Source organism: Bradyrhizobium sp. Kon10 (assembly GCF_055807395.1).
Genome location: NZ_JBVVOZ010000027.1, coordinates 17498 through 42933, shown reverse-complemented (window position 1 = coordinate 42933; position 25436 = coordinate 17498). Strand labels below are relative to the sequence as shown.

Below are 25436 nucleotides of genomic sequence, written 5' to 3'. Positions count from 1 at the left end.
AGAGCGCCAGGCAACATGACCGCTGCTGTCGAGATCTACACCAGGCCGGGCTGCGGCTACTGTTCCGCCGCCAGGTCGCTCTTGGCCCGCAAGAAGGCCAGTTTCACGGAATTTGACGTCGCCAAGAACCCGTCCTGGCGCGACGAGATGTACGATCGCGCCGGCGATGGCGCGACATTCCCGCAAATCTGGATCGGCGGAACCCATGTCGGCGGCTGCGACGAACTTTACGCACTCGACCGCGCAGGCAAGCTCGACGCCCTGCTTGAGAGCGTGAAAGCCGTATCATGAGCGAGAATCGGAGCTTCACCGCTGCCATGGTGCAGATGCGCACCGGCCTGATGCCCGTGCCGAGCCTCGCGCAGGCAACCAGGCTGATCCGCCAGGCGGCGGCGAATGGCGCCGACTACGTGCAGACGCCCGAAGTCAGCAATATGATGCAGCTGAACCGCAAGGCGCTATTCGAGCATCTCCAGCGCGAAGAGGACGACACCTCACTGAAAGCCTACCGCGCGCTCGCAGCCGAGCTGAAGATCCACATCCATGTCGGCTCGCTGGCGCTGCGCTTCTCCGAGGAAAAAGCGGTCAACCGTTCCTTCCTGATCGGGCCCGAGGGCGATCTGCTCGCGAGCTACGACAAGATCCACATGTTCGACATCGAGCTGCCGGACGGCGAGAGCTATCGCGAATCCGCCAATTACCAGCCGGGCGAGACCGCCGTGATCTCCGACCTGCCGTGGGGCCGCATCGGACTGACGATCTGTTACGACGTGCGCTTCCCAGCGCTCTATCGCGCGCTCGCCGAGAGCGGCGCCTCCTTCATCACCGTGCCCTCCGCCTTCACCCGCAAGACGGGCGAAGCCCACTGGCACGTGCTGCTGCGGTCGCGCGCGATCGAGACCGGTTGCTTCATCTTTGCCGCGGCACAGGCCGGCCTGCACGAAAACAAGCGCGAGACGTTCGGCCACTCGCTGATCATCGATCCCTGGGGTGAGATTCTCGCCGAAGGCGATGTCGAGCCCGGCATCATCATGGCGAAGATCGACCCGGCCAAGGTCGAGACCGCGCGCCGGGCGATCCCGTCGCTCCAGCACGGCCGCCGTTTCGGTGTCGCCGACCCCAAGGCCGGGCCGGATCATCTGCATCTGGTGCGGGGATCGGCATGATCCGCTACGCGCTCCACTGCGACCACGACCACGCGTTCGAAAGCTGGTTCCAGAGTTCGGCCGCGTACGATTCGCAGGTGAAGCGCAAGCTCGTGACCTGTCCAGCCTGCGGTTCGGCCAAGATCGAAAAGGCGATCATGGCGCCACGCATCGTCGGCAAGAAGGGCCGCGGACGGGCAACGCCGCCGCCGGAGCCGGCCACCACGACCACCACGCCCCCCACACCAGAGGCTGCGCCGTCCGGATCGACCTCGCTGCTGATGGCGCAGGAGCGCGAGCTGCGCAGCAAGCTGAAGGAGCTGCGCGACCATATCGTCAAGAACGCCGACAATGTCGGCGAGCGCTTTGCGAATGAAGCCCGCGCGATGCATTACGGCGACAAGGAGCACCGCCCGATCTACGGCGAAGCCTCGCCGGACGAGGCGAAGTCGCTGATCGACGAGGGTATCGAAGTGTCGCCGCTGCCGACGCTGCCGGAAGACCGGAATTAGGCGCCCACCAGCACTGCGACGCCGATCACGATCAGCACGATGCCGAAAATTTCGCGCGGGGCGATCGGCTGCTTGAACGAGTAGTACGCCACCGCTTGCGCGAACAGCACCTCGATCAGTGCGAGCGTGCGGACATTGGCGGCGGCCGTCAGCGCGAACGCCAGGAACCAGAACTGCGAGGCGAAGGCGCCCATGAAGCCCGCCAGCAGCGACGGTTTCCACAAGCCCAAGATCGCCTGAAGCACTTTCGGCGCGCGCCAGAGCAGGTAGATCGTCAGGATCAGCGTCTGCACGAACAGGCCGAGCACCAGCGTGAACGATGCCGCCGTCACGAACGAGATATCAGGCACATTGATGATCGCGCCGCGAAAGCCGACTGCTGAGAGCGCGAATGCCGCTGCGGCGACGAGGCCGGTGATGGTCGGCTTCAATTCGGCAAAGCTCTTCTCACCGCCCGGCCGCAGCGCCGTGATGACGACGCCGACGGTCGCGATCACGATCGCCAGCACCTTCAGCCATGTCAGGTGATCGCCGAGGAAGACGAAGCCGAAGATCGCGGTCTGGATCGCCTCGGTCTTGAGGTACGCCGTCGTCACCACGAACGAGCGGTCGTTCATCGCGAGCAGCATCAACCCGGTGGCAACGATCTGGCTGAGCGCGCCGAGCAGGAGCCACGGCCAGAACACCGACGGCGGCATGTCCAGATGATCGCCGGTCGCGACCAGCACCGCGCCGAGGAACAACAGCGAGAACGGGAAGCCGAACAGGAAGCGGATATTGGTCGCGCCCCAGGTCCCCAGTGGCTTGGTCAGCGACCGCTGCATCGCATTGCGCGCGACCTGCCCGAGCGCGGCAATAACGGTGAAGGGAATCCAGAGGCTGGTGACGGTGAACATGGGGGTGTGTGCGATGGGGAGAGGAAGATTGCGGCCAACGTGCCGTCAGCAGTTCGGCAGGTCAACTGCACGAACGTCATGGGAGCGATGCCGGCGTCTCGAATACGCTGTCGTCCTGGCGAAAGCCGGGACCCATAACCACAGGATATGGTTTGGCGAAGACTCGTGGTTATGAGCTTCGCGCCACGACTGCTCCCTGGGGTAATGGGTCCTGGCTTTCGCCAGGACGACACCGAATGTTTGCGAGCCGCGCCGCCTCACACCATCGCTTCCGCCACCAACATGTAGTTCACGTCCATGTCGGAGGAGAGCGTCCATTTGTCGGCGAAGGGGCTGTACACGACGCCGGTCTGCTCGGTGATGACGAGACGGTTGTCGAGGAGATGCTTCGTCAGCTCGTCGGGGGTGACGAATTTGTTCCACTCGTGGGTGCCGCGCGGCAGCCAGCGCAGGACGTATTCGGCGCCGACGATTGCGAGCGCAAAGCTCTTCCAGTTCCGGTTGAGCGTCGAGACCACCATCAGCCCGTTCGGCTTCAGCATCGACGCACAGCGCTTCAGGAAAAGCCCGACATCGACGACGTGCTCGACGACCTCCATCGCCAGCACGATGTCGAAACGCTCGCGGGGGTCGATCTCCTCCACCGTGGTGCAGCGATAGTCGATCGACAGATGGCTCTTGTCCGCATGCAGCTTTGCGGCCGCGATGTTGCTGACCGACGGATCCACGCCGATGACCTGCGCGCCCAGCCGGGACAGCGGTTCGCATAACAGGCCGGCGCCGCAGCCGATATCGAGCACGCGCAGGCCGCCGAGACAGTTGAGGCTGCGCATATTGCGCTCGAACTTGCGGCAGGCGGCATCGCGGATGTAGCCGAGCCGCAGCGGATTGATCCGATGCAGCGGCGCCATCTTGCCCTTGGGGTCCCACCACTCCGCGGAGAGCTTTGAGAATTTTGCGATCTCGGCGGCGTCGACGGTCGAGCCCGGCTGCGGGCTTGCGGTTGCGGAAATATCTTGCTGCATGCTCATGGTTACGCGCGGTCCTACCGCGTGGTGATCGAACTACGGAAGGCGAGCGGCGAGGCAATCGTCGCGATCGTCTCGCGCCCCTCGCCGACGCCGTTGATGGTCACGTCGCCATAGTTGAGAATTCGTCCGAGAATCGACTGGTTGACGTCGACGCTCTCGACCTTGTCCAACGCCATCTCGAAGGTGCGGCGTTTGATGAACCCGGTCTTGTGCACGACCCGCAGATTGGTGACGTCGGTCTCGGTGGTGAAGCGGTGGAACCAGCCCCTCACCGTCCAATAGAGTGCCGCCAGCGCCACCAGGCCGGAGGCGACGAGGCACAGCAGCACGAGCCCTTCGACGATGGTTTGCCGGGACAGGAAGAATAGGATGAGGGCTGCGATCCAGGCCAGAATGGCCGGGAAATAGAAGATCCAGTGCGCATTGGTCGAATACAGCACCCGCTCGCCCGGCTGGAGGATCTCGTCGATATAGCGCGCCATGATCTCGGTTAACCCATTACCCCAAGCTTGACCTGAAGCCTGCCCCCGCAGGAACCCGCTTGCCCCCGGCCCCGCCGCTATGTATACGCGCGGTCGGCATCCGTGGCCCCGTCTCGCGCGGGTCACCATACTTATCATTATAAGGGAATGCACGCATCGTCATGAGCCGCCTCGTGATGAAATTCGGCGGCACATCCGTCGCCAACATCGAACGTATCCGCAACGTCGCACGCCATGTGAAGCGTGAGGTCGACGCCGGCCACGAGGTGGCTGTGGTGGTCTCCGCGATGTCTGGCAAGACCAACGAGCTGGTGGCCTGGTGCACCGAGGCCTCGCCGATGCATGACGCGCGCGAATACGACGCGGTGGTCGCCTCCGGCGAACAGGTCACTTCGGGCCTGCTCGCCATCGTGCTCCAGGGCATGGGCATCCAGGCCCGCTCGTGGCAGGGCTGGCAGATCCCGATCAAGACCAGCGACGCCCATGCCTCGGCCCGGATCGAGGAGATCGACGGCACCGAGATCATCAGCCGCTTCAAGGAGCAGAAGGAAGTCGCGGTGATCGCCGGCTTCCAGGGCATCAATCCGCAAACCAATCGCATCACCACGCTCGGCCGTGGCGGCTCCGACACCTCGGCGGTGGCGATCGCCGCCGCCGTCAAGGCCGACCGTTGCGACATCTATACTGACGTCGATGGGGTCTACACCACTGACCCGCGAATCGTGCCGAAGGCCAAGAGGCTCGACAAAATCGCGTTCGAAGACATGCTGGAACTGGCTTCCCAGGGCGCGAAAGTGCTCCAGGTGCGCTCGGTGGAACTCGGCATGGTCCACAACATGCCGATCTTCGTCCGCTCGAGCTTCGACAAGCCCGAGGATATCGACCCGCATGCCAACCAGCCGCCCGGAACGCTGATCTGCAGCGAGGAGGAGATCATGGAAAGCCACGTCGTCACCGGCATCGCTTTTTCGAAGGACGAGGCCCAGATCTCGGTGCGCCAGATCGAGGACAAGCCCGGCGTGGCTGCGTCGATCTTCGGCCCGCTCGCGGATGCCAACATCAACGTCGACATGATCGTGCAAAACGTCTCCGAGGACGGCAAGACCACCGACCTCACCTTCACCGTGCCGGCGGCCGACTACACCCGCGCCAGGGACACGATCACCGGTGCCAAGGCCAAGATCGGCTACCACAGGCTCGACACTGCGACCGACGTCGCCAAGATTTCGGTGATCGGCAGTGGCATGCGCAGCCATGCCGGCGTCGCCGCCCAGGCGTTTTCGGCCCTCGCCGGACGGAACATCAACATCCGGGCCATCACAACCTCCGAGATCAAATTCTCGGTTCTGATCGACACTGCCTACACCGAGCTTGCGGTGCGCACGCTGCACACGCTCTACGGCCTCGATCAATCTTAGACTAATTTTCTCTTAGCGGCCGCAGCAAACGCGAAGGTGTAGACACCTTCGCGTTTGGCAGGCGTTTTGCTTGGCAAAACAAGCCCCAATTCGCTATACGGCGAACAGGGTGGTCTGCCACAGACTGCGCCCCAGTTGAGGCGGTGCTGATTCGGCTCAGGCGTGGGCCCGGACGATTGCCTGGGCCGGCGCCGGATGAGCAAATTCGTTGTTTTTCTGGATTTTTCGGGTGAGCCGCCGGCGTCCCTTTCGGGCCCGGCTGACGAGGGAGATTGAGGGGACATGCGGAGCGCGTCGGGAGGTCCCCGCGTCTTGTTGAGACGGCTCCGCGAAACCATGGCGGAGCAGGTCTCGGCCCAGGAGCGGCTGGACAAGATCGTGGTGCTGATCGCCGCCAACATGGTGGCCGAGGTGTGCTCGGTCTACGTGCTGCGCGTCGACAACACGCTCGAGCTCTACGCCACCGAAGGCCTCAACCGCGAAGCGGTGCACCACACCGTGCTGACTGCCCATGAGGGCCTGGTCGGTCTCGTCGCCAGCGAGGCAACGCCACTCAACCTGAACGACGCGCAGAGCCATCCAGCCTTCTCGTTCCGCCCCGAGACCGGCGAAGAAATTTACCACTCCTTCCTCGGCGTGCCGATCCTGCGTGCCGGCAACACGCTCGGCGTGCTGGTGGTGCAGAACCGCGCCAAGCGCACCTATGTCGAGGAAGAGCTCGAGGCGCTGCAGACCACCGCCATGGTGCTGGCGGAGCTGATCGCCTCCGGTGAATTGTCCGCGCTGGCCCAGCCCGGCCAGGAGCCGGCTGCGCGGCATTCCATGCAGAAGGTCGGCGCCATTCTGTCGGAAGGCATCGCGCTCGGCCATGTCGTGCTGCACGAGCCGCGCGTCGTCATCAAGGATTACATCGCAGAGGATCTGCCCAAGGAGATCAAACGGCTCGACACCGCGCTCGCCAAGCTGCGCTCCGACCTCGACCGCATGCTGGAGCGCGGCGACGTCGCCGAAGGCGGTGAGCATCGCGACGTGCTCGAAGCCTACCGCATGTTCGCCAACGACCAGGGCTGGTCGCACAAGCTGCACGAGGCCGTCGCCACCGGCCTCACGGCGGAGGCCGCCGTCGAGCGCGTGCAATCCGACACCCGCGCCCGCATGCTGCGTTCGACCGATCCCTATTTGCGCGATCGGCTGCACGACCTCGAGGATCTCGGCTACCGGCTGATGCGGCAGCTGGTCGGCCAGGACCACGCGCCCTCGCGCGAGCAACTGCCCGACAACGCCATCGTCATCGCGCGCGCGATGGGACCGGCGGCGCTGCTCGACTACGACCGCAAGCGCCTGCGCGGCATCATCCTGGAGGAAGGCACCGCCAATTCCCACGTCTCGATCGTGGCGCGCGCGCTCGGCATTCCCGCGGTCGGCGAAGTCCCGAATGCGCCGGGCATCGCCGATCCCGGCGATGCCGTCATCGTCGACGGCACGTCGGGCTCGATCTATGTGCGCCCGTCGCAGGAAGTCGAGGCGGCCTTCGCCGAGCGCGTGCGCTTCCGCGCCCGCCGGCAGGCGCAGTATCTGGCGCTCCGCGACCGTCCTTGCGTCACCAAGGACGGCGAGAAGGTCGAGCTGCTGATCAACGCAGGGCTGGCGATCGACCTGCCGCATATCGAGGACACCGGCAGCGCCGGCATTGGCCTGTTTCGCACCGAGCTGCAATTCATGGTCGGCCAGAGCCTGCCGCGCACCAGCGACCAGCTCGCGCTCTACCGCGCCGTGCTGGATGCCGCCGGCAGCAAGCCGGTCACGTTCCGCACCCTCGACATCGGTGGTGACAAGGCGCTGCCCTATATGGAGACGGTGATCGAGGAGAACCCGGCGCTCGGCTGGCGCGCGATCCGACTCGGGCTCGACCGTCCCGGGCTGCTGCGCGGCCAGATCCGCGCGCTGTTGCGCGCCGGCGGCGGCCGTGCGCTGCGCATCATGTTCCCGATGATCTCCGAGGTCGCCGAGTTCGATGCGGCAAAGGCGCTGGTCGAACGCGAGCTCACTTATCTTCGCCAGCACGGCCATACGCTGCCGGAGCGGATCGACATCGGCACCATGGTCGAGGTGCCGGCGCTGCTCTACCAGCTCGACGAGCTTCTGAAGAAGGTCGACTTCATCTCGGTCGGCTCCAACGATCTGTTCCAGTTCCTGTTCGCGGTCGACCGCGGCAACGCTAAGGTCTCGGAGCGCTTCGACACCATGTCGGCGCCGATCCTGCGTGCGCTGCGCGACATCGCCCGCAAATCGCACGCGGCGAAGAAATCGCTCTCGCTCTGCGGCGAAATGGCCTCGAAGCCGATCGGTGCACTGGCGCTGATCGCGATGGGCTATCGTTCGCTGTCGCTCTCGGCGACCGCGCTCGGCCCGGTCAAGGCGATGGTGATCGACCTCGACGCCAAAAAGGCCGAAGCGATGCTCGGCCCGTTGCTGGACGCGCCCGCCGGCAGCGTCTCGATCCGGCAGAAGCTGACGGAGTTCGCCGAGGCTGAGGGGCTGGCGTTGTAGCGGGCCTGTCCGCCCTTCTTCGCCGCCTCGCCTCCGTCCGCCCTTTTGAGACCATACCGATGTCGTCACTCCCCGAAGCCAAACTGGATGTCCTGCTCGCCCATCACGCCTCCCTCGAGGCCGAATCGCTCGGCCAGCTCTCCTCCGAGCGTTATGTGCAGATCACACGCGAGCTCGCCGAGATCGGTCCGCTGATCGAGGCGGTCAAGGCTTATCGTTCTGCCGTCAAGGAGCTCGCGGATACCGAGGCGCTGATCGCCGATCCCGCCACGGACGCCGAGATGCGCGGCATGGCGGAGGCCGAGCGCGACGAGCTACGTCCGAAGATCGAGGATCTGGTCCAGAAGATCCGGGTCGCGCTGTTGCCCAAGGATGCCATGGACGACCGCAACGTGGTGCTGGAAATTCGCGCCGGCACCGGCGGCGACGAGGCTTCGCTGTTCGCCGGCGATTTGTTCCGGATGTACGAGCGCTTTGCGAGCTTGCAGGGCTGGAAGGTCGAGGTGATCTCGGCGAGCGAGGGCACGGTCGGCGGCTACAAGGAAATCATCGCGGAGGTGCAGGGTCGCGGCGCCTTCTCGAAGCTGAAGTTCGAGTCCGGCGTGCATCGGGTGCAACGCGTGCCCGACACCGAGACCCAAGGGCGCATTCACACGTCCGCAGCTACCGTCGCCGTGATGCCGGAGGTCGAGGAGGTCGACGTCGAGGTCAAGAACGACGATTTGCGCATCGAGACCATGCGCGCGGGAGGCGCCGGCGGGCAGCACGTCAACAAGACCGAATCGGCGATCCGCATCACGCACATCCCGACCGGCATCGTGGTGATGATGCAGGACAGCCGCTCGCAGCACAAGAATCGCGCGTCCGCCATGAACATCCTGCGTTCGCGCATCTACGACGCCGAGCAACAGCGGCTCGACGCGGCGCGCTCGGCCGAGCGCAAGGAAAAGGTCGGGTCCGGCGACCGCAGCGAGCGCATCCGCACCTATAATTTCCCGCAAGGACGCGTCACCGACCACCGCATCAATCTGACGCTCTACAAGCTGCCGCAAGTGATCGCGGGCGAAGCGCTGGGCGAGCTGATCGACGCGCTGACCACCGAGCACCAGGCCGCGCAACTCGCCGCGCAAGGCGCGGCGGCGTGATGCTCACAGCTCCTTGAACTCTCGAAACGATTTCAGCAACCGGCTGAGCGCCGGGCTCGCGGCGCGGCGAAGCTCCTCCAGGTTTTTCCGCGAGAGCGCGTGGAGCTTCTGCTCTCCCTTCTTCGTCAGCTTGAGATGAACGCGCCTGGCGTCCTCGGGATCGGCAAGCCGGCTGACCAAGCCGAGCTTGGCGAGACGGTTGATCAACTCGACCGCCGAATGATGCCGGATCAGCAGGAACCGTGCGACATCGCCGACGGTCGAGGGGCCCGGACCAGCAAAGCCCTTGATGCCGAGCAGCGCCTGATGCTGCGTCGGCGTCAATCCCTGCTGCGCGGCGGCCGCCTCGCTGAACGCCAGAAAGCTCCGGATCTGGTAGCGAAACTGCGCCAGTGCGGTGTAATCGGCGTCGCGCATCGTGCGCTTGCTCGGACGGCGAGCGGACGCTGCCGCCTTGGATCGCTGTGGCCTCTTCGCCTCCGCCATGCCGCGCTGTCCCGACTCTGCTGCCCGGCGAGGCGGGCAGCTTGGCAAAGTAACAAGCCACCGGCTCCGGACCAACCGGCCGGTGTGGCGATACACAGATATCCGGTCGCCTACTCGAAGCTGGAGAGCAGGATTTTTACGAGAATGACCTGGAATGCGATCGGTATGCGGACGCTCTTCCGCCGGATCGACCGCTGCAGCGCACTGGCGACCTCAGCGCTGGTCAGAGCGCCGGAAGCCGCGTTGGCGATCAACCGTTCCCACATCTTCGAGAGCGAGCCGCCGGGCCGGAGCACCGGCGTGATGGTCACCCCGCATCCCTGCGCCCAGACGATGATCTCGCGCATCGTGCGAGGGCCGCAATTGCGCGCAGTTGCGAGGCGCTCGGCGGTCAGCGCCAGCAGCAACTCGCGAGAGGGCGACCATTTCCCCTTCGGCGGCTGCTCGCCGGTGAGCTCGACCGCGAGTTCCTTGAGTACGTTCTGGGCGCGCACGCTCAGCGTCATCATCGGGCCGGGCGCCCGCTTCCCCTGAACCGAGCCTGCGGACGTGCCGCGCCAACCTCCCGGGCGGTTGCGCAGCTCGGACATTTGGGGCGTGTCGCCGGGCTGCGGGCCCGTGCGCTGGTCGCCTCCCTCAGCCGCCGGCCGCTCCGCCACTTGCGGCCAGGACTGCCGCTTCCGACCTTCCGCTGCTCTCCTCTGCCGTGTCATCGCGCTCGCCAAACCCGCCGGTCTCGTACTCACAAAGGCTAATGTATATCGTGAGACGATATGTTTTCACGAGATAATTTTCGTCGTTCGACCAAAGGCGAAATTGACAGAAAGCCTTCACAAGCAATGCATAGGGCAAGAACTACACGCGGATGTGACGCGCCCGGCGTTCGGCGATCGAGACCGGACACGCCGGGCGGGTTCCGTCTCGCCGGCACGCAAGACCGTCATTCAGGAGGAACCGATCATGAAGGACACACTCATCCACCGCGGCTTGGCCTACGATATCTCGCGCCGCCGCCTGCTCCAGGGCGGCGCTGGCATCATCGGCGGCACGCTGCTGCCCGCGCTGCCGGCATTTGCAGAAGACCAGCCGGCGATCGGCACTTATCCCGCAGGCGTGTCGGGTTCCACGGCGTTCATCGGGATCTCGGTGCCGCGCACCGGCACCTATGCCGTGCAGGGTGAAGACGAGCTCAAGGGCTATCAGCTTGCGATCGAGCACATCAACGAGGGGCACGACCTGATCAAGAAGATATCGCCCAAGACCAGCAAGGGCGTGCTCGGCAAGGAGCTGAAATATGGCGTTGCGGACTCCGCCGCCAAACCGAACGAAGCGGTGCAGGCGCAGCAGCGCTTCATTAGCGAGAACAAGGCAATCATGATCACCGGCGGCACATCGAGCGCCGTTGCGGTTGCGCTCAACAAGCTCGCGCAGCGCGAGCGTGTCCTGTTCGTGTGCGGCATTTCCGGCTCGAACGACACGACCGGCAAGGACTGCGTTCGCTACGGCTTCCGGCAAAACTTCTATGGTCAGACCGCGGCCGCGGCGATCGGGCCGGTGATGGTGAGGGAGTTCGGAAAGAACAAGAAGGCCGCCTATCTGACGCCGGACTACACCTACGGCCACACGGTCACCAAGTCGATGCAGGATTTCCTCGCGACCGCGGGCTGGACCACGGCGACCGATCAGGTCGCGCCGCTCGGCGCTCCCGATTATTCCTCTTATCTCCTCAATGTCGCGAACTCCGGCGCGGACGTGCTGATCAACGTCAACTGGGGCCACGACGCGGTGCTGTCGACCCAGCAGGCCAAGCAGTTCGGCGTGCTCGACAGGATGAAGCTGGTCGTCCCCTATCAGGTACCGTTCATCGCGCGCGAGACCGGCGGGCTGATGCAGGGCGTCTATGCCGCCACGGACTATTGGTGGACGGTCGAGGACAAGTTCCCGCTGGCGAAGATGTTCAACGAGGCCTTCGAGAAGAAGTACGGCTACAAGCCGGAATGGGGCGCGGAGAACGCCTATGTCAGCTTCGCGCACTGGGCCCACATGTGCGAGGAAGCCGGCACTTTTGATCCGCCCGATGTGATCAAGACCTATGAGAAGGGCGAGACCCTGCCTTCCCTGGTCGGCGACGTGCACTACCGGCCCGAGGACCACCAGTGCGTCCGTCCCGTCATCATCGTCAAGGGCAAGATGCAGAAGGACATGAAGAACAAGGAAGATTGGTACGACGTCGTCGAGATCGTCCCGGGCGAAGGCCTGATGCAGAAGCCGGACGCGTTCGGTTGCCATCTCGGCGCCTACACCTGATCCCGTCTTCATCCCTGTGACGCCGCGGGCCGCATCTGCTCCTGCGGCGTCACGTTTTTTCGTCGCTCCTGCTTTCGTGCGCTCCCTGCGCCCAACCGCGACCGTCATGCATGATTAGTTGGCCCAATCTCGTTTCGCAGCTGTTCAACGGCCTCGCGCTCGGCGCGTTGCTTGCGCTGATCAGCTCCGGCCTGACGATCATCTACGGTACGCTCGGCGTGCTGAACCTTGCGCATGGCGCGATGTTCATGATCGGTGGCTATGCCGGCTTCGTCGCCTTCCAGTACACCGACTCGTTCATTCTCGCGGTCCTCGCCGGCTCGCTGTTCGTGATGCTGCTGGGCGTTCTGATCGAACGAATCATCATCCGTCATTTCTATCACCGTCCGCACGAAGACCAGTTGCTCGTCACCTTCGGGCTCGGCATCTGCTTCGTCGAGACCGTGCGCCTGATCTTCTCGAGCCAGTCGCTGGTCGTGCCACCCCCGGCGCTGTTCCAGGGCATCACCAATCTTGGCTTCATGTTCTACCCGACCTACCGCCTCGCGCTGGTCGGCATCGTCGCGATCGCGCTGGGCGCGCTGTTCCTCGTCCTCTACCGCACCCGGCTCGGCATGATCGTGCGCGCCGGCATCGAGGACTCCGTGATGGTGGATTCGCTCGGTATCAACGTCTATCGCGTCTTCATGGTGGTGTTCGGCATCGGCGCCATGGCCGCCGGGTTCGCCGGTATCGTCAACGCGCCGGTGGTGTCGCTGACGCCGGGTGTCGGCGACGACATCCTCGTCGAAACCTTCGTGGTGGTGGTGATCGGCGGCGTCGGCTCGTTCCCGGGCGCCATCCTCGGCGGCCTGATCGCCGGCGAGATCATCAGCGTCACCTCCATGTTCAACCCCGGCTATGCCTATGTGATGCTGTTTGCGGCCATGACGCTCGTACTGGTGGTACGTCCGCACGGCCTGCTCGGCGTCCAGGGCCGCGAATAAGTGACCCCCAGATGCTCAAGCAACGCCCGTTCCTGATCGAGATCCTGACCGCGGCCGGGCTGATCGTAGCTCCCTTCGTGCTGCCTCATCTCGGCTTCGCACCGAACACCGTGAACCGAATCCTGGTCTGGGGCCTATTCGGGCTCGGCTTCGACATTCTGTTCGGCTTCACCGGGCTGCTGTCGTTCGGCCAATCCGCCTTCTACGGCACCGGCGGCTTCGTCGCGGCCTATCTGCTGACCCGCGCCGGGTTCAGCAATGTGCTGGGCGCGCTGGTCATCGGCATGATCGCTGCGGCTGCGACCGGCTATCTGGTCGGGCTGGTCGCGCTGCGCCGGACCGGCATCTACTTTGCCATGATCACGGTCGCCATCGCGGAGGTGTTCTTCTTCGTCGAGTTCAATCCGCTCTCCGACTTCACCGGCGGCGAGAACGGCCTGCCGGGTGTTCCGATGCCGAGCTTCAATCTCGGCTTCACCGCGATCCACTTCACCGACGGCTGGTCGCTCTATCAGTTCATTGCCCTTTGTTATTTCATCGGTGTCGTGATCGCGCTCAGGATCGTTCGCTCGCCGGTCGGCGCCATCTTCAGCGCGATCCGCGACAACCCGCTGCGCGCCACCGCGGTCGGCCACAATATCCACGGCTACAAGCTGACCGCCTTCGTGATCGCCGCGGCCTATGCTGGATTCGCCGGCGGCCTTCTCGGCGTGCTCCAGGCCTTCATGCCGCCCGATGCTTTCACCTTCGACACCTCCGGCCAGCTCGTGATGCAGACCGCGATCGGCGGCAGAGGCACACTATTCGGCCCGCTGGTCGGCGCCGCTGTCTGGCTCTTCCTCCAGGACTTCCTCCAGGGAGCGGTGGGCCTGGGAGCGGCCTGGAAGCTCGTGCTGGGCGTCGTATTCGTGCTGCTGGTCTGTTTCCTGCGTGGCGGCATCATCGGCGGTCTCGTGGACCTCTATCACTTTGTGTTCGGCAAGCGGTCGCGGCAGGATAGGGAGCCGGAACAACAGAGCGCCCACGTCGAGGGCGCCCAGCAATCCCTGCCGGCTCCGATGCAGGCGAAGCAGATCGAAAAACCCGCCTTTTCCGGACCGATCCTGAAAGCCAGCGGCCTCACCAAACGTTATGGCGGCCTCCTCGCCAACAGCAACATCGACTTCAGCGTCAATCAGGGCGAGCTGCGCGGCATCATCGGCCCCAATGGCGCCGGCAAATCGACCTTCTTCAAGATGCTGACCTGTGAGATCGCGCCGAGCTCCGGCCGAATCATGTTCGAAGGGCGCGACATCACCGGATTGAAGATCACCGACGTCTGCCAGCTCGGGCTCACCAAGAGCTACCAGGTCAACCAGCTCTTCACCGGACTGACGGTGCGGCAGAACCTCACGATCGCCGCGCTCGCCGAGTTGCGCGGAAAGTTCCGGCTCGACCTGTTCCGGAAGCTCTCCAGTGTCAAAGGCCTGTCGGAGCAGGTGGAGCACACGCTGGCGCTGGTCAACCTGACCGGCCGCGCCGACACCGAAGTCGCAGAGCTCGCCTATGGCGAAAAGCGGCGGCTGGAGATCGGGCTCGCGCTCGCCACCTCGCCCCGCCTGCTCCTGCTCGACGAACCGCTCGCCGGCATGAGTCCGCGCGAACGGGTCGAGACCGTCAAGCTGCTCAAATCAATCGCCCGCGGCCGCACCATGATCATCATCGACCACGACATGGATTCGCTGTTCGAGCTGGTCGAGCGCGTCACGGTGCTCCAGGAGGGTCGGGTCCTGCTCGACGGCACGCCGGAGGAGATCAGGACCAACGCCGCGGTGCAGGAAGCCTACCTCGGCGGCGTGCATGGAGAGATCGCCGCATGAGCCTGATCGAGGTCAACGGCCTGAACAGCTATTACGGGGACTCCCACATCCTGTTCGACGTCGCCATGCACGTCGAACAGCACGAGGTGGTCGCGCTGCTCGGCCGCAACGGCGCCGGCAAGAGCACGACGCTGAAGAGCCTGATGGGCGTCGTCACGCCGCGCAGCGGTACCGTGAAATTCGACGGCATCGATATCGCCGGACGCAGGAGCCACAAGATCGCTCAGGCCGGGATGCAGCTGGTGCACGAGGAGCGCCGCATCTTCGGCAGCCTGTCGGTCGAGGAGAACATCGTCATCGCCGGGATCACCGCGCCGAAACGCTGGCCGCTCGCGCGCATCTACGAGATGTTTCCGCGATTGAAGGAGCGTCGCAACAACCGTGGCACCGAGCTCTCCGGCGGCGAGCAGCAGATGCTCGCGATCGCCCGGGCGCTGGTGCGCGATCCCAAGATCATCCTGCTGGACGAACCCTTTGAAGGGTTGGCACCCGTCATCGTCCATGACCTCATCAAGGCCTGCCGCGAGCTCGCGGCCGCCGGCCAGACCATCGTGCTGGTCGAGCAGAACCTCGCGGCGACGCTGGCGCTGGCAAGCCGCATCTACATCATCAACAATGGCCACATCGTGCACGAGGGCCCGGCGCAAGAACTCAAGGCTCAGCCGGAACTGCTGCAGCGCTATCTCGGCGTCTAGATTTCGTCAGCCGCCGATCGCCGCGATCAGGCGCCTGGCGTGGTCGGCGAGCACGACGGGGTCCTCTTTGCGCGTCTGCGCCGGCAACAGTTCGACACCAGCCTTGACCGGCATGACGTGCATGTGCAGGTGCAACACCACCTGCCCGCTGGCCGGCTCGCTGAACTGCTGGAGGATGATGCCCTCGGCATCGAAAGCCTTCATTGCCGCGATCGCAACCCGTTTGGCGGTTCGGGCCACGGCGGCGAGATCGTCCTCCGCGACGTCAAGGATGCCGCGCGCCGGCGCCCTGGGGATCACCAGCGTGTGCCCGGGCGAGCGCGGCATGATGTCGAGGAAGGCGAGGCTGCGGTCGTCCCTGAACACCTCGAGGCAGGGAATCTCGCCGCGCAGGATTTTCGCAAAGACGTTCTGATCGTCATAGGCCGTCATGGTCTCACCGCCGCTGCCGCCGCGATCAAACGTCACCATGTCCGTTGACGCAAGCAGGCCCGCCGATCTATCCACGATGCCAGGCAGGATGGTTCCATTGGCAGATTCCGGGTCCGGATCCAGCATCGAGAGTGCGCGGCGTGCGCTTGCGGCACGGCTGCAATCGACCGGCATTGAAGAAGCCGCGCTCGACGCGCGCCTGCTGGTCGGCGCCGCGCTGGGTCTCGATCTGACCGCGATGGTCACGCAGGCGGGACGACAGCTCACGCCCGAGGAGGCTGTGCGGCTCGAGGGATATGCGGAGCGCCGGCTCGCGCATGAGCCGGTCGCGCGCATTGTCGGCGCGAGGGAATTCTGGGGCCTGCCGTTTCGCTTGTCCGAAGCGACGCTGGTGCCGCGCCCCGACACCGAGACGGTGGTCGAACTGGCGCTCGAGATTTTCCGCGAGCTCACCATATCGGGTCGGCGCCCGCGCATCGCCGACATCGGCACCGGGTCCGGGGCGATCCTGCTCGCGCTGCTGCACGAAATTCCAGACGCCTTCGGGGTCGGCACAGATCTCAGCCTCTCCGCGCTCGACACCGCCAGGGGCAATGCCGCGGCTCTCGGTCTTGCCGACCGCGCGGCCTTCGTCGCCTGCTCCTATGCGACCGCGCTCTCGGGCCCGTTCGATCTCATCGTGTCGAATCCACCCTACATTCCTTCGGCTGAAATTCCGAAATTGAGCATCGAAGTCCGCGCGCACGATCCCCATCTGGCGCTCGATGGCGGCAACGACGGATACGACGCCTACCGCGCCTTGATGCCCCAGGCGGCCGAGCGCCTCGCCCCCGGCGGAGCGCTGATCGTCGAGGCAGGCCAAGGCCAGGCGCGAAACATTGAAACCTTGATGGCCGCCGCCGCGTTGGTGGTGGACAGGCCGCCCAAGGCCGATCTGGCGGGAATCCCGAGGGCCGTTTCGGCCCGAAAAATGCCCCCATAAAAGCCGGATTGGGCGCCAAAAAACCTCTTGGAATATCCTATGGGAACGACTACCTTCTGCTTAGCACATCGGTGTCGGCCCCGTAGAACTACGGGCGAAAGCCGGGCTCTCGAGCGAGAGCTTCACTGATTTTAGGTTCCAAGCCGCAGGTCCCGTTAAGCGCGATAGCCCTTGAGGTGCGCTGCTTTCCGACCGCAACGTGAACGAAAGCCTGATATTGCGCGCGAAGACTAACGCAAGAAAACAGGGCTTGTTTTGGCAAGCAAAATGAATGGGTTCGCTGGCGCTGAATGCTGGCGGATGGGGAACGCGTCTTTGTTGAACGCGACGGTCGACGAACATCGGCAGGGTCTAGTCCGCTCTTGTGCGCAGTGCGCGCGAGACGTGTGAACCGCTGGGTCAGTCTCAGCAATCAGTAATGCGTACAACCTTTAGGGCTGGAATTAAAGGCAGGACATGAGAAACGGTCAGAACAAGCAGCGGATGCGCAACCGCAACAACAACAATAACAGCAACAACAATCATAACCGGCGCGGCCAGAACCCGATGACCCGGGTCTACGAATCGAACGGACCCGACATCAAGATCCGCGGTACCGCCTCGCACATCGCCGAGAAATATCTTCAGCTCGCGCGCGATGCACGCTCCTCAGGCGACCCGGTCGCCGCCGAAAACTACTACCAGCATGCCGAGCATTATTTCCGCCTGATCGCGACGGCCCAGGAGCAGTTCCGCCAAAACCAGCAGCCGCGCGGCGACGAGCCCGTCAGCAGCAGCGACGACAGCGAGGACGACGGCGAGAATTTCTCGAATTTCGGCCAGGAGCCGGGCTTCGTGCCGCAACCGCCGCCGCAGCCTTATGTGCGCGAGGGCCAGCGCGAGCACCAGCGCGATTTTCAGCCGCGTGACAACCACCCCTATCAGCGTGACAATCAGCAGCCGCGCGAGCACCGCGAGCGCGACCACCGTCCGCAGCCGCAATACCAGCCTCAGCCGCAGCCCCAACCGCCGAACCAGCCGCAGCCCGCGATCGCCGAGGCCGGCAACGTGGATCGCCTGCCCTCTTTCATCACCGGCCCGCAGCCGCAGTTGAACGGCGGCCAGAGCGTGGAAGGCGGTGGTGCTGGCGAGCGCTTCCCGCGGCGGCGCCGCCGGCCGCATGCCGGCCCGCGCCCCGAGCGCGAGGCAGCGCCGGCCGCTTCCGGCGACGATCTCGCCCCCAGCGAGTGAGCCGCAGCGCCTCTTCTGATGTCCCGAACCGCATCGTCCCGGCCTCGCCGGGACGATTTGCTTTTATGTGCGTGTCACGGTCGAGGACGGCACCAGAACCGGCTTCAACGACGGAATCAGCCGCGCCCGCTCGCGCTTGGCGGGGATCGCCCGATAGACCTGCTTGGTGGCCTCGACGATGTGGACGCCGGCAAAGGGCAGCGACAGCGCCGCACCGGCGCGCTCCCACATCTGCGCCGATTTGAGCACCCAGCCACCGGCGTAAGGCGGCATGAACAGCGCCTCGCCCCACGAGGTCGGCGTGAACCAGGTCTGGCGCAACAAGTCCGTGATCTGCGAACGCGAATAGGGCCGACCGTGGCCAAATGGCGTGTTGTCGCTGCGGGTCCACACCCCGCGCCGGTTCGGGATCACCGCGATCACCCGCCCGGACGGCGACAGCACCCGCCAGATCTCGCGGAGCAGCGCCGCCGGATCGTCGGACATCTCCAGTGCATGCACCAGCAGGATGCGGTCGACCGCGGCGTCCGGCAACGGCAGCGAGAATTCATCCACCAGTGAGGCCAGCGCCGGGCGCCCTGTCGGCCATTTCAGGACACCCTGGGCCGCCGGCATGAAGGCGATGCAGCGCTCCGCGTCTTCGCGGAACAAGCCAAGATAGGGGGTGGGATAGCCGATGCCGAGCACACGCTGACCCTTGGCGCCGGGCCAGCGCTCCTTGATGCCGCGATTGATCATTTGCCGCGCCACGATGCCGAGGCGCCGGGAATAAAACTCGCGAAGGTCGACGACATCGATGGTCATGCGGGCAATGTAACATGCACAAGGCAGCGGCTGCGCGCTGAATATTGCATTGCCTGAGCAACGCTAACGCCATATTTGTCTGGCGGGGCTGAGCCCGATGGAGATGTCATGGCCGCCGAAATTCGTACTTTCAACTGTTTAAACGACAATTTCGGTTATCTGATCCACGATCTGGAAACCGGCGCGACGGCGTCGATCGACGCGCCGGAGGCCGGTCCCATCCTTGACGCTCTGGATCGCGAGGGCTGGCAGCTCACCGACATCCTGATCACCCATCATCACGGCGATCATGTCGGAGGCGTCGCCGAACTCAAGCAGAAATACAATTGCCGCGTCGTCGCGCCGCATGACAAGACGACCAGGATTGCGAACGTCGACTTGCGGGTCGCCAACGCCGACGTGGTCAAGATCGGAAACCTGCTCGCCCGCGTGCTGGAGACGCCCGGCCATACGCTCGACCACATCTCCTACGTGTTCGACACCGAAAAGACGCTGTTCGCCGCCGACACGCTGTTCTCGATCGGCTGCGGCCGCGTGTTCGAGGGCAATTATCCGATGATGTGGGACTCGCTTCTCAAGCTGCGCGCGCTGCCCGACGACTTCATGCTCTATTGCGGCCACGAATACACCGCGTCCAACGTCAAGTTCGCGCTCACCGTCGAGCCCGACAATGCGGCGCTCCAGGCACGCGCGGCGGAGGTGGCGAAGCTGCGGGCAGAGAACAAGCCGACGATTCCCTCGCTGCTTGGTGACGAGAAGCGAGCGAATGTGTTCCTGCGCGCTGATGAACCCTCGGTCGCTGCCAGGCTGCACATGAAGGGCGCGGATGCCGCCACGGTGTTCGGCGAATTGCGAGAGCGCAAGAACAAGTCCTGAAGAACAAATCCTGAAGAAAAATCCGGACGGGGATCGATGCCGACCGCAGCCGAGATCATCGCACGTCTCGAACTCCGCCCGCATCCCGAGGGCGGACATTACCGCGAGACTTTTCGCGATCAGGCTACCGACGCCAACGGCCGTTCGCGCTCGACCCTGATCTATTTTCTGCTCGCCCGTGGCGAGCGCTCGCACTGGCATCGCATCGATGCGGTCGAGATCTGGCACTACTACGCCGGAAGCCCGCTTGCGCTGCGCATCGCGCACGATGGCTGCTCGCAGCACGAGGTGCGCCTCGGCACCGATCTCGCCAACGGCGAGCGGCCGCAGGCGATCGTTCCGGCCGATGCCTGGCAAATGGCGGAGACGACCGGCGAATGGACATTGCTCGGCTGCACCGTGGCGCCGGCTTTCGAGTTCGCAAAATTCGAGCTCGCGCCGAAGGGCTGGGAGCCGTAACGCCTGATCTGGAATCGGGTGGGTTCGATCCGTTGCACAGCATAACACAGCGCATCCAGTGAACAGGAGCGCGTGATGCACGGAACATTTGATCCGCCAGTAATTCAGATAGACCCGGCCATTTTGTATTTCGGAACGCCCGTCGTTTTGATTGGCTCAACCAACGAAGACGGCTCCTCCAATCTCGCGCCAATGTCGTCGGCATGGTGGGTGGGATGGCGCGGCATGCTCGGGCTCGCGCGCAATTCCAAGACCACGGAGAACATGATTCGCACCGGGGAATGCGTGCTCAACCTGCCGTCCGCGGACCTCGTCGCTGCCGTCGACCGCCTCGCCCGTACCACAGGCTCGGATCCGGTGCCGCCGGGAAAGCTCCATCGCGGTTACCGGCACGAGAAGGACAAGTTCGGTCTTAGCGGATTGACGGCGCTAGCGGGCGAGACGGTCGGCGCGCCACGCGCCGCCGAGTGTCCGGTGCAGCTGGAAGCAAAGGTCGCGCATGTGCATGAGATGGCGCAGGACGACGCCGTCTGGCGTGGTCATCTCGCCGCAATCGAGGTCCGTATCACGCGGGTCCATGCGCATCCCGACATTATGATGGAAGGAGCGAGCAATCGCATCGATCCCGACAAATGGCGGCCACTGATCCTGAGCTTCCAGGAATTTTACAGCCTGACGCCGCAGCGCTTGCAGCGCTCCGAGCTCGGGCAGATTCCGGAAGCGATGTATCGACCGCCCGGCTGGCAGCCGGCGCCTTAGCCGCGGATCAATCCTGATCGATCGCTTATCGTAACCGTCTCGGGCCGGCCATTCGCGTGCTCGTTCTGATAAATGCCGGTGAACGTTTCAGGCGTCGCACGGACTTGCGCCATGGCGCCCGGAGCAGCGAGCATCGAGATCAACAGTACGGCGAACGAACGCCTCATCGCTTCCGCAGCACCATGTCTTTCGCCGCAATCAGACCGCCGCCGGCGATCAGGATCGCGGCGATCGCGATGTTTGCACTCGCCTTGGCGAAGCCGGCAGCGATGAGGAAGCCGGTCGAGAGCAACGGCGTCGCATAGGATGCCGCGCCGAGCACACGGATGTCGCCGCGCTTCATGCCGATGTCCCAGGCGTAGAACGCGGCACCGACCGGGCCGATGCCGAGCGCGATGACGGAGAGCCATTGCAGTTTCGTCTCCGGCCACACCGTCGTCTCGAGCGCGGCATGCATCAGCGCGGCGAGCGCTGCGGTGACAAGGCAGAATCCCGCGACCGCATCGGTCGGCACCGCCTTGAGCCGGCGCGACAACACCGAATAGGTTGCCCACACGAACGCGGCGACAAAGGCCGCGATCAGTCCGGGCCACTGCCCCTGCGCGAAGCCAACGGTGTTGCCGGCGAACAGCAGCACGGTGCCGACGAGGCCAAGCACGGCGCCGATGATGTGATGCGGGGCGAGCCGCTCGCCCGGCAGCAACGACGAGAACAGCACGATCAACAGCGGCCAGAGATAATTCAACAGGCCCGCTTCGGCCGGTGGCGCGAAGCGCAGCGCAAGGAAGTACAGCGCGTGATAGCCGAATAATCCGCCAACGCCGACGGCCCACACGACGGCTGGCTGGCGCAGGCTTTTTGCCGCCTCGCTGCGGCCGATCCAGGTGAGGAGGCCGACCAGACCGCCGATCGCGAACGTCATCGCGGCGAGCTGGAACGCCGGAATCCTTCCGGTCGCCACCGTCATCACGGAGAGCAGCGACCACATCAGGATCGCGGTCAATCCGATCAACGTCGCCGTGCGGGGAGTCATTGGCCAAATACCCTCGTCGTGGCCGGGCGTAGCCGTCCGAGGAACGGCGTCGCTTGCGCTCGCCTATGTCCCGGCCATCCACGTTCTTTCATGGCGACGGCTGTCGTAAGGCCGTGGATGCCCGGGACGTCTAGCGCGAAGACGCGCTTCGCGCTTTTGCCCGGGCATGACGAAGTTACCGATATGATCAAGTGTGATGCGATCCCATCACACCATGTACTGGCCGCCGTTGACGGTCAGCGTTGAGCCGGTGATGGCGCCGGCTTCATCGGCGGCCAGGAACACGACGGCGCGTGCAATTTCCTCGGGCTCGCCGAGACGGCCGATCGGAATCAGCGGCAGGATGGCCTTCTCCAGCACGTCCTTCGGCACGGCCTGCACCATCTCGGTGTTGATGTAGCCCGGGCAGATCGCGTTCACGGTGACGCCGGCCTTGGCGTTCTCCAGCGCGAGCGCCTTGGTGAAGCCGATCTCACCGGCTTTGGCTGCGGAATAGTTCACCTGGCCGAACTGGCCCTTCTGTCCGTTGATCGAGGAGATGTTGATGATGCGGCCGAACTTGCGGCCACGCATGCCTTCGATGACCTGGCGCGACATGTTGAACAGCGAACCGAGATTGGTCCCGATCACGGCGTTCCACTGCTCGAGGCTCATCTTGTGGAAGGCGCCGTCCTTGGTGATACCGGCGTTGTTGACGAGCACATCGATTGACCCGACCTCGGCTTCGACCTTCTTCACGCCTTCGGCGCAGGCATCGAAACTGCTGACGTCCCATTTGTAGACGGCGATGCCGGTCTCAGCCTTGAATTTGTCCGCAGCCGCATCGTTGCCGGCGTAGCTCGCCGCGACCTTGTAGCCGGCCGCCTTCAGCGCCTTGCTGATCGCAGCTCCGATGCCCCGCGTACCACCCGTCACCAATGCAACACGTGTCATATCGTATTCCTTCCCTAGGACTCTTCGGACGTTTCTGAGTGATCGTTTTAGATGCGGATTATGCGGGACGTTTGATGGACATCAAGAACAAAACGCCCGGCATCGAGCCGGGCGTTTCTCTTTAGTCGAGGCTTGCGCGATTGCGAAGAATATTTGATTTGCAACCGCCGCCTTTTTAATCGCGTGCAATGCACTCACTCATGTGTGCAACGCACGCACAGATGAGGCGTAAGCTGCGCGTCAGCTGTTTCAGTCGCGCGCGATGCATGTCCTCGTTTGGTGCCTCGCCCGCATCAATCGCGGGCGATGCACATGGCAATGCCCATGCCGCCGCCGATGCACAGCGTGGCGAGGCCCTTCTTGGAATCGCGCTTCTGCATCTCGTGCAGCAGCGTCACCAGCACGCGCGCACCGGAGGCACCGACCGGATGGCCGATCGCGATCGCGCCGCCGTTGACGTTGACCTTGGCGGTATCCCAGCCGAGGTCCTTGTTGACGGCACAGGCCTGCGCCGCGAAGGCCTCATTGGCCTCGATCAGGTCGAGATCGCCGACGTTCCAGCCGGCCTTCTTCAGCGCCGCGCGCGAGGCGGGGATCGGGCCCGAGCCCATGATCTTCGGATCGACGCCGGCCTGCGCCCAGGACACGATGCGCGCGAGCGGCTTCTTGCCTTCCTTGGCGGCCTGCTTGGCGGTCATCAGCACCACGGCGGCGGCGCCGTCATTGATGCCGGAGGCCGAGCCCGCGGTGACCGTGCCTTCCTTCTCGAAAGCTGGCTTCAGTTTTGCCATACCGTCGAGCGTTGCGCCGTGGCGCGGATATTCGTCGGCGCTGACGACGATGTCGCCCTTGCGGGACTTGATGGTGACGGGGACGATCTCGTCGTTGAACTTGCCGGCCTTCTGTGCGGCCTCCGCCTTCTGCTGCGAGGCGACCGCGAACTCATCCTGCTGGGCGCGGGTGATCTGCCACTGCCGCGCGACATTCTCCGCGGTGTTGCCCATATGGTAGCCGTTGAAGGCATCCCAAAGGCCGTCCTTGATCATGGTGTCGACGAACTCGACCGGGCCCATCTTGACGCCGCCGCGCAGATACTGGGCGTGCGGGGCCATGCTCATGGATTCCTGGCCGCCGGCGACCACGATCTCGGAATCGCCGTTGAGCAGCGCCTGATAGCCGAGCGCGACGGTCCGCAGGCCCGAGCCACAGAGCTGGTTCACGCCCCAGGCCGGGCTCTCGACGGGAATGCCGGCATTGATCGAGGCTTGACGGGCGGGGTTCTGGCCTTGGGCAGCAGTCAGGATCTGGCCCATGATGACTTCGGAGACCCGGCCGGGCTCGATGCCACCGCGCTCGAGCGCGGCCTTGATGGCGATCGCGCCGAGATCATGGGCGGGAAGGGTCGCGAACGCTCCGTTGAAGCTTCCGACCGGGGTGCGGGCGGCGCTGACGATGACGACATCGTCTGACATGGGCATCTCCTGGGTTGTATGGGGGCAGACGGGGCTGGGAAAACGGCTCGCCAGTCTCGGACGGCATCCTGTTAACGTCGTTGAGGCATGTCAATCGGCTGGCGATCGAATTCATGCCGCAGCGCATTCAAAATAGCGTTCTTGGCGATTTCGCAAGCACGTTTTTGCTGTGCAGTTAACCGTGCCGCACAAAACGGTAGCGTGCCCCCGTTGAAAATGCTTATTTTGTTGCGTTGCGTACTCTTCCCGCCCTGCGGCATTGCCCGTCAGGTTCCCGTTCTCCGTGCTTGCAAGTGAGAGCCCATGGCGAAATCAGACCAACCCACAACCATCAAGAAATACGCGAACCGCCGGCTCTACAACACCGGAACGAGCACCTATGTGACGCTGGAAGACCTCGCGTCCATGGTCAAGGACGGCGAAGATTTTCTGGTCTACGACGCCAAGACGGGCGACGACATCACCCGCTCCGTGCTCGCCCAGATCATCTTCGAGCAGGAGAACAAGGCCGGCCAGAACCTGTTGCCGACCACTTTCCTGCGCCAGCTCATCCGCTTCTACGGCGACAGCATGCAGATGGTGGTGCCGAAATATCTGGAGCAGGCCATCGCATCGCTGACCCAGGAGCAGGAAAAGTTCCGTAAGCAGATCGCCACCTCGCTCTCCGGGACCCCATTTGCCCCGCTCGAAGAACAGGTTCGCCGCAACATGGAGCTGTTTCAGCAGACCTTCTCGATGTTCAAGCCTTTTGTCCCCACTCCGGGCCGCCCGGCGGGAGCCCCACCGGAGGCCGAGCCCGAGGCCAGCGCCGAGCCGGCAAAGGACACCAACATCGACGACCTGCGTCAGCAGATGAAGGAGATGCAGGAACGCCTCGAGAAGATGTCGAAGAAGGAAGAGTAGATCCTTCATTCGCGCGAGAGTGCCCGCGGGCAGCGGCCGCT

General features: G+C 64.3%; 26 protein-coding genes. 16 read left to right on the top strand and 10 right to left on the bottom strand.

Features of this window, described 5'->3' with window-relative positions; genetic code table 11:
* Positions 1–15: 15 nt before the first annotated feature.
* Genes grxC through AC0L2O_RS28145 form a run of 3 tightly spaced genes read left to right on the top strand, consistent with a single transcriptional unit; the run spans position 16 to position 1657 of the window.
* Positions 16–291, top strand: a complete 276-nt coding sequence (grxC, locus tag AC0L2O_RS28155) for a glutaredoxin 3 (protein ID WP_369719837.1) — start codon at positions 16–18, stop codon at positions 289–291.
* On the top strand, positions 288–1166 hold the full coding sequence (locus tag AC0L2O_RS28150) for a carbon-nitrogen hydrolase family protein (protein ID WP_473372016.1): 879 nt from the start codon (positions 288–290) through the stop codon (positions 1164–1166). Before grxC ends, AC0L2O_RS28150 begins: the two co-directional genes overlap by 4 nt.
* Positions 1163–1657: a DUF1178 family protein gene (locus AC0L2O_RS28145; protein WP_473372015.1), complete on the top strand. Its 495-nt coding sequence runs from the start codon at positions 1163–1165 to the stop codon at positions 1655–1657. The genes AC0L2O_RS28150 and AC0L2O_RS28145 overlap by 4 nt, the downstream gene beginning before the upstream one ends.
* Here the strand turns inward: AC0L2O_RS28145 and AC0L2O_RS28140 are convergent.
* The 3 genes from AC0L2O_RS28140 to AC0L2O_RS28130 form a co-directional block, all read right to left on the bottom strand.
* Positions 1654–2553, bottom strand: a complete 900-nt coding sequence (locus AC0L2O_RS28140; RefSeq protein WP_369719840.1) for an EamA family transporter — start codon at positions 2551–2553, stop codon at positions 1654–1656. The two genes, AC0L2O_RS28145 and AC0L2O_RS28140, sit on opposite strands and share 4 nt — an antisense overlap.
* 257 nt (positions 2554–2810) lie before the next feature.
* Complete coding sequence (gene ubiG, locus AC0L2O_RS28135; protein ID WP_473372014.1) at positions 2811–3584, bottom strand: bifunctional 2-polyprenyl-6-hydroxyphenol methylase/3-demethylubiquinol 3-O-methyltransferase UbiG; 774 nt, start codon at positions 3582–3584, stop codon at positions 2811–2813.
* Between the two features lie 14 nt (positions 3585–3598).
* On the bottom strand, positions 3599–4066 hold the full coding sequence (locus AC0L2O_RS28130) for a PH domain-containing protein (protein ID WP_473372013.1): 468 nt from the start codon (positions 4064–4066) through the stop codon (positions 3599–3601).
* A gap of 161 nt (positions 4067–4227) precedes the next feature.
* Here AC0L2O_RS28130 and AC0L2O_RS28125 point away from each other — a divergent pair, with 161 nt between their 5' ends.
* The 3 genes from AC0L2O_RS28125 to prfA all read left to right on the top strand — a co-directional run bounded on the left by AC0L2O_RS28125 (position 4228) and on the right by prfA (position 9179).
* Positions 4228–5484: an aspartate kinase gene (locus tag AC0L2O_RS28125; RefSeq protein ID WP_473372012.1), complete on the top strand. Its 1257-nt coding sequence runs from the start codon at positions 4228–4230 to the stop codon at positions 5482–5484.
* A gap of 282 nt (positions 5485–5766) precedes the next feature.
* On the top strand, positions 5767–8034 hold the full coding sequence (ptsP, locus tag AC0L2O_RS28120) for a phosphoenolpyruvate--protein phosphotransferase (RefSeq protein ID WP_473372011.1): 2268 nt from the start codon (positions 5767–5769) through the stop codon (positions 8032–8034).
* 59 nt (positions 8035–8093) lie between these two features.
* The gene (prfA, locus tag AC0L2O_RS28115) at positions 8094–9179 is read left to right on the top strand and encodes a peptide chain release factor 1 (protein ID WP_473372010.1); all 1086 of its coding nucleotides are present in this window, start codon (positions 8094–8096) and stop codon (positions 9177–9179) included.
* 3 nt (positions 9180–9182) lie between these two features.
* On the opposite strand, the gene AC0L2O_RS28110 is transcribed toward prfA, so the two are convergent.
* Together AC0L2O_RS28110 and AC0L2O_RS28105 are read right to left on the bottom strand one after the other, a co-directional pair.
* Positions 9183–9665, bottom strand: coding sequence for a MarR family winged helix-turn-helix transcriptional regulator (locus tag AC0L2O_RS28110; RefSeq protein WP_473372009.1), 483 nt, complete (start codon positions 9663–9665; stop codon positions 9183–9185).
* 110 nt (positions 9666–9775) lie between these two features.
* Positions 9776–10378: a hypothetical protein gene (locus AC0L2O_RS28105; protein ID WP_473372008.1), complete on the bottom strand. Its 603-nt coding sequence runs from the start codon at positions 10376–10378 to the stop codon at positions 9776–9778.
* Between the two features lie 247 nt (positions 10379–10625).
* On the opposite strand from AC0L2O_RS28105, the gene AC0L2O_RS28100 reads away from it, so the two are divergent.
* From AC0L2O_RS28100 to AC0L2O_RS28085, 4 genes are all read left to right on the top strand, one after another.
* On the top strand, positions 10626–11972 hold the full coding sequence (locus tag AC0L2O_RS28100; protein WP_473372007.1) for a substrate-binding protein: 1347 nt from the start codon (positions 10626–10628) through the stop codon (positions 11970–11972).
* A gap of 110 nt (positions 11973–12082) precedes the next feature.
* Positions 12083–12958 carry a branched-chain amino acid ABC transporter permease gene (locus AC0L2O_RS28095; RefSeq protein ID WP_369719846.1) on the top strand — a complete coding sequence of 292 codons (876 nt, stop codon included), beginning with the start codon at positions 12083–12085 and terminating at the stop codon, positions 12956–12958.
* Positions 12959–12969: 11 nt separating this feature from the next.
* Complete coding sequence (locus AC0L2O_RS28090; protein ID WP_473372006.1) at positions 12970–14817, top strand: branched-chain amino acid ABC transporter ATP-binding protein/permease; 1848 nt, start codon at positions 12970–12972, stop codon at positions 14815–14817.
* Positions 14814–15512, top strand: a complete 699-nt coding sequence (locus AC0L2O_RS28085) for an ABC transporter ATP-binding protein (RefSeq protein ID WP_369719848.1) — start codon at positions 14814–14816, stop codon at positions 15510–15512. The genes AC0L2O_RS28090 and AC0L2O_RS28085 overlap by 4 nt, the downstream gene beginning before the upstream one ends.
* A gap of 6 nt (positions 15513–15518) precedes the next feature.
* Here AC0L2O_RS28085 and AC0L2O_RS28080 read toward each other — a convergent pair whose 3' ends face one another.
* A complete protein-coding gene (locus AC0L2O_RS28080) occupies positions 15519–15944 on the bottom strand; it encodes an HIT domain-containing protein (protein ID WP_409192741.1) in 426 nt (141 codons plus the stop codon).
* Between the two features lie 88 nt (positions 15945–16032).
* On the opposite strand from AC0L2O_RS28080, the gene prmC reads away from it, so the two are divergent.
* Positions 16033–16926: a peptide chain release factor N(5)-glutamine methyltransferase gene (gene prmC, locus AC0L2O_RS28075; protein WP_473372005.1), complete on the top strand. Its 894-nt coding sequence runs from the start codon at positions 16033–16035 to the stop codon at positions 16924–16926.
* Between the two features lie 456 nt (positions 16927–17382).
* A complete protein-coding gene (locus AC0L2O_RS28070; RefSeq protein WP_369719850.1) occupies positions 17383–18156 on the top strand; it encodes a DUF4167 domain-containing protein in 774 nt (257 codons plus the stop codon).
* Between the two features lie 63 nt (positions 18157–18219).
* On the opposite strand, the gene AC0L2O_RS28065 is transcribed toward AC0L2O_RS28070, so the two are convergent.
* A complete protein-coding gene (locus AC0L2O_RS28065) occupies positions 18220–18960 on the bottom strand; it encodes a methyltransferase domain-containing protein (protein WP_369719851.1) in 741 nt (246 codons plus the stop codon).
* A gap of 108 nt (positions 18961–19068) precedes the next feature.
* On the opposite strand from AC0L2O_RS28065, the gene gloB reads away from it, so the two are divergent.
* The 3 genes from gloB (at position 19069) to AC0L2O_RS28050 (ending at position 21054) form a co-directional block, all read left to right on the top strand.
* Entirely contained in the window at positions 19069–19836 is a 768-nt protein-coding gene (gene gloB, locus AC0L2O_RS28060) for a hydroxyacylglutathione hydrolase (RefSeq protein WP_473372004.1), read from the top strand.
* A gap of 36 nt (positions 19837–19872) precedes the next feature.
* Complete coding sequence (locus AC0L2O_RS28055) at positions 19873–20295, top strand: cupin domain-containing protein (protein WP_473372003.1); 423 nt, start codon at positions 19873–19875, stop codon at positions 20293–20295.
* 75 nt (positions 20296–20370) lie between these two features.
* The gene (locus AC0L2O_RS28050; protein WP_473372002.1) at positions 20371–21054 is read left to right on the top strand and encodes a flavin reductase family protein; all 684 of its coding nucleotides are present in this window, start codon (positions 20371–20373) and stop codon (positions 21052–21054) included.
* A 163-nt stretch (positions 21055–21217) separates the two neighbouring features.
* On the opposite strand, the gene yddG is transcribed toward AC0L2O_RS28050, so the two are convergent.
* From yddG to AC0L2O_RS28035, 3 genes are all read right to left on the bottom strand, one after another.
* Positions 21218–22087 (bottom strand): aromatic amino acid exporter YddG, encoded by an 870-nt coding sequence (yddG, locus tag AC0L2O_RS28045; protein WP_473372001.1) that lies wholly within the window; start codon positions 22085–22087, stop codon positions 21218–21220.
* Positions 22088–22294: 207 nt separating this feature from the next.
* On the bottom strand, positions 22295–23020 hold the full coding sequence (phbB, locus tag AC0L2O_RS28040; protein WP_473372000.1) for an acetoacetyl-CoA reductase: 726 nt from the start codon (positions 23018–23020) through the stop codon (positions 22295–22297).
* 293 nt (positions 23021–23313) lie between these two features.
* Positions 23314–24492, bottom strand: coding sequence for an acetyl-CoA C-acetyltransferase (locus AC0L2O_RS28035; RefSeq protein WP_473371999.1), 1179 nt, complete (start codon positions 24490–24492; stop codon positions 23314–23316).
* 303 nt (positions 24493–24795) lie between these two features.
* Here AC0L2O_RS28035 and phaR point away from each other — a divergent pair, with 303 nt between their 5' ends.
* Positions 24796–25395 carry a polyhydroxyalkanoate synthesis repressor PhaR gene (phaR, locus tag AC0L2O_RS28030; RefSeq protein ID WP_369719858.1) on the top strand — a complete coding sequence of 200 codons (600 nt, stop codon included), beginning with the start codon at positions 24796–24798 and terminating at the stop codon, positions 25393–25395.
* Positions 25396–25436 lie beyond the last annotated feature (41 nt).

What these genes read in the sequence shown, in the direction of transcription:
- grxC (WP_369719837.1), top strand. Translation starts at nt 16, where the DNA reads ATGACCGCTGCTGTCGAGATCTACACCAGGCCGGGCTGCGGCTACTGT.
- AC0L2O_RS28150 (WP_473372016.1), top strand. Translation starts at nt 288, where the DNA reads ATGAGCGAGAATCGGAGCTTCACCGCTGCCATGGTGCAGATGCGCACC.
- AC0L2O_RS28145 (WP_473372015.1), top strand. Translation starts at nt 1,163, where the DNA reads ATGATCCGCTACGCGCTCCACTGCGACCACGACCACGCGTTCGAAAGC.
- AC0L2O_RS28140 (WP_369719840.1), bottom strand. Translation starts at nt 2,553, where the DNA reads ATGTTCACCGTCACCAGCCTCTGGATTCCCTTCACCGTTATTGCCGCG.
- ubiG (WP_473372014.1), bottom strand. Translation starts at nt 3,584, where the DNA reads ATGAGCATGCAGCAAGATATTTCCGCAACCGCAAGCCCGCAGCCGGGC.
- AC0L2O_RS28130 (WP_473372013.1), bottom strand. Translation starts at nt 4,066, where the DNA reads ATGGCGCGCTATATCGACGAGATCCTCCAGCCGGGCGAGCGGGTGCTG.
- AC0L2O_RS28125 (WP_473372012.1), top strand. Translation starts at nt 4,228, where the DNA reads ATGAGCCGCCTCGTGATGAAATTCGGCGGCACATCCGTCGCCAACATC.
- ptsP (WP_473372011.1), top strand. Translation starts at nt 5,767, where the DNA reads ATGCGGAGCGCGTCGGGAGGTCCCCGCGTCTTGTTGAGACGGCTCCGC.
- prfA (WP_473372010.1), top strand. Translation starts at nt 8,094, where the DNA reads ATGTCGTCACTCCCCGAAGCCAAACTGGATGTCCTGCTCGCCCATCAC.
- AC0L2O_RS28110 (WP_473372009.1), bottom strand. Translation starts at nt 9,665, where the DNA reads ATGGCGGAGGCGAAGAGGCCACAGCGATCCAAGGCGGCAGCGTCCGCT.
- AC0L2O_RS28105 (WP_473372008.1), bottom strand. Translation starts at nt 10,378, where the DNA reads ATGACACGGCAGAGGAGAGCAGCGGAAGGTCGGAAGCGGCAGTCCTGG.
- AC0L2O_RS28100 (WP_473372007.1), top strand. Translation starts at nt 10,626, where the DNA reads ATGAAGGACACACTCATCCACCGCGGCTTGGCCTACGATATCTCGCGC.
- AC0L2O_RS28095 (WP_369719846.1), top strand. Translation starts at nt 12,083, where the DNA reads ATGATTAGTTGGCCCAATCTCGTTTCGCAGCTGTTCAACGGCCTCGCG.
- AC0L2O_RS28090 (WP_473372006.1), top strand. Translation starts at nt 12,970, where the DNA reads ATGCTCAAGCAACGCCCGTTCCTGATCGAGATCCTGACCGCGGCCGGG.
- AC0L2O_RS28085 (WP_369719848.1), top strand. Translation starts at nt 14,814, where the DNA reads ATGAGCCTGATCGAGGTCAACGGCCTGAACAGCTATTACGGGGACTCC.
- AC0L2O_RS28080 (WP_409192741.1), bottom strand. Translation starts at nt 15,944, where the DNA reads ATGACGGCCTATGACGATCAGAACGTCTTTGCGAAAATCCTGCGCGGC.
- prmC (WP_473372005.1), top strand. Translation starts at nt 16,033, where the DNA reads ATGGTTCCATTGGCAGATTCCGGGTCCGGATCCAGCATCGAGAGTGCG.
- AC0L2O_RS28070 (WP_369719850.1), top strand. Translation starts at nt 17,383, where the DNA reads ATGAGAAACGGTCAGAACAAGCAGCGGATGCGCAACCGCAACAACAAC.
- AC0L2O_RS28065 (WP_369719851.1), bottom strand. Translation starts at nt 18,960, where the DNA reads ATGACCATCGATGTCGTCGACCTTCGCGAGTTTTATTCCCGGCGCCTC.
- gloB (WP_473372004.1), top strand. Translation starts at nt 19,069, where the DNA reads ATGGCCGCCGAAATTCGTACTTTCAACTGTTTAAACGACAATTTCGGT.
- AC0L2O_RS28055 (WP_473372003.1), top strand. Translation starts at nt 19,873, where the DNA reads ATGCCGACCGCAGCCGAGATCATCGCACGTCTCGAACTCCGCCCGCAT.
- AC0L2O_RS28050 (WP_473372002.1), top strand. Translation starts at nt 20,371, where the DNA reads ATGCACGGAACATTTGATCCGCCAGTAATTCAGATAGACCCGGCCATT.
- yddG (WP_473372001.1), bottom strand. Translation starts at nt 22,087, where the DNA reads ATGACTCCCCGCACGGCGACGTTGATCGGATTGACCGCGATCCTGATG.
- phbB (WP_473372000.1), bottom strand. Translation starts at nt 23,020, where the DNA reads ATGACACGTGTTGCATTGGTGACGGGTGGTACGCGGGGCATCGGAGCT.
- AC0L2O_RS28035 (WP_473371999.1), bottom strand. Translation starts at nt 24,492, where the DNA reads ATGTCAGACGATGTCGTCATCGTCAGCGCCGCCCGCACCCCGGTCGGA.
- phaR (WP_369719858.1), top strand. Translation starts at nt 24,796, where the DNA reads ATGGCGAAATCAGACCAACCCACAACCATCAAGAAATACGCGAACCGC.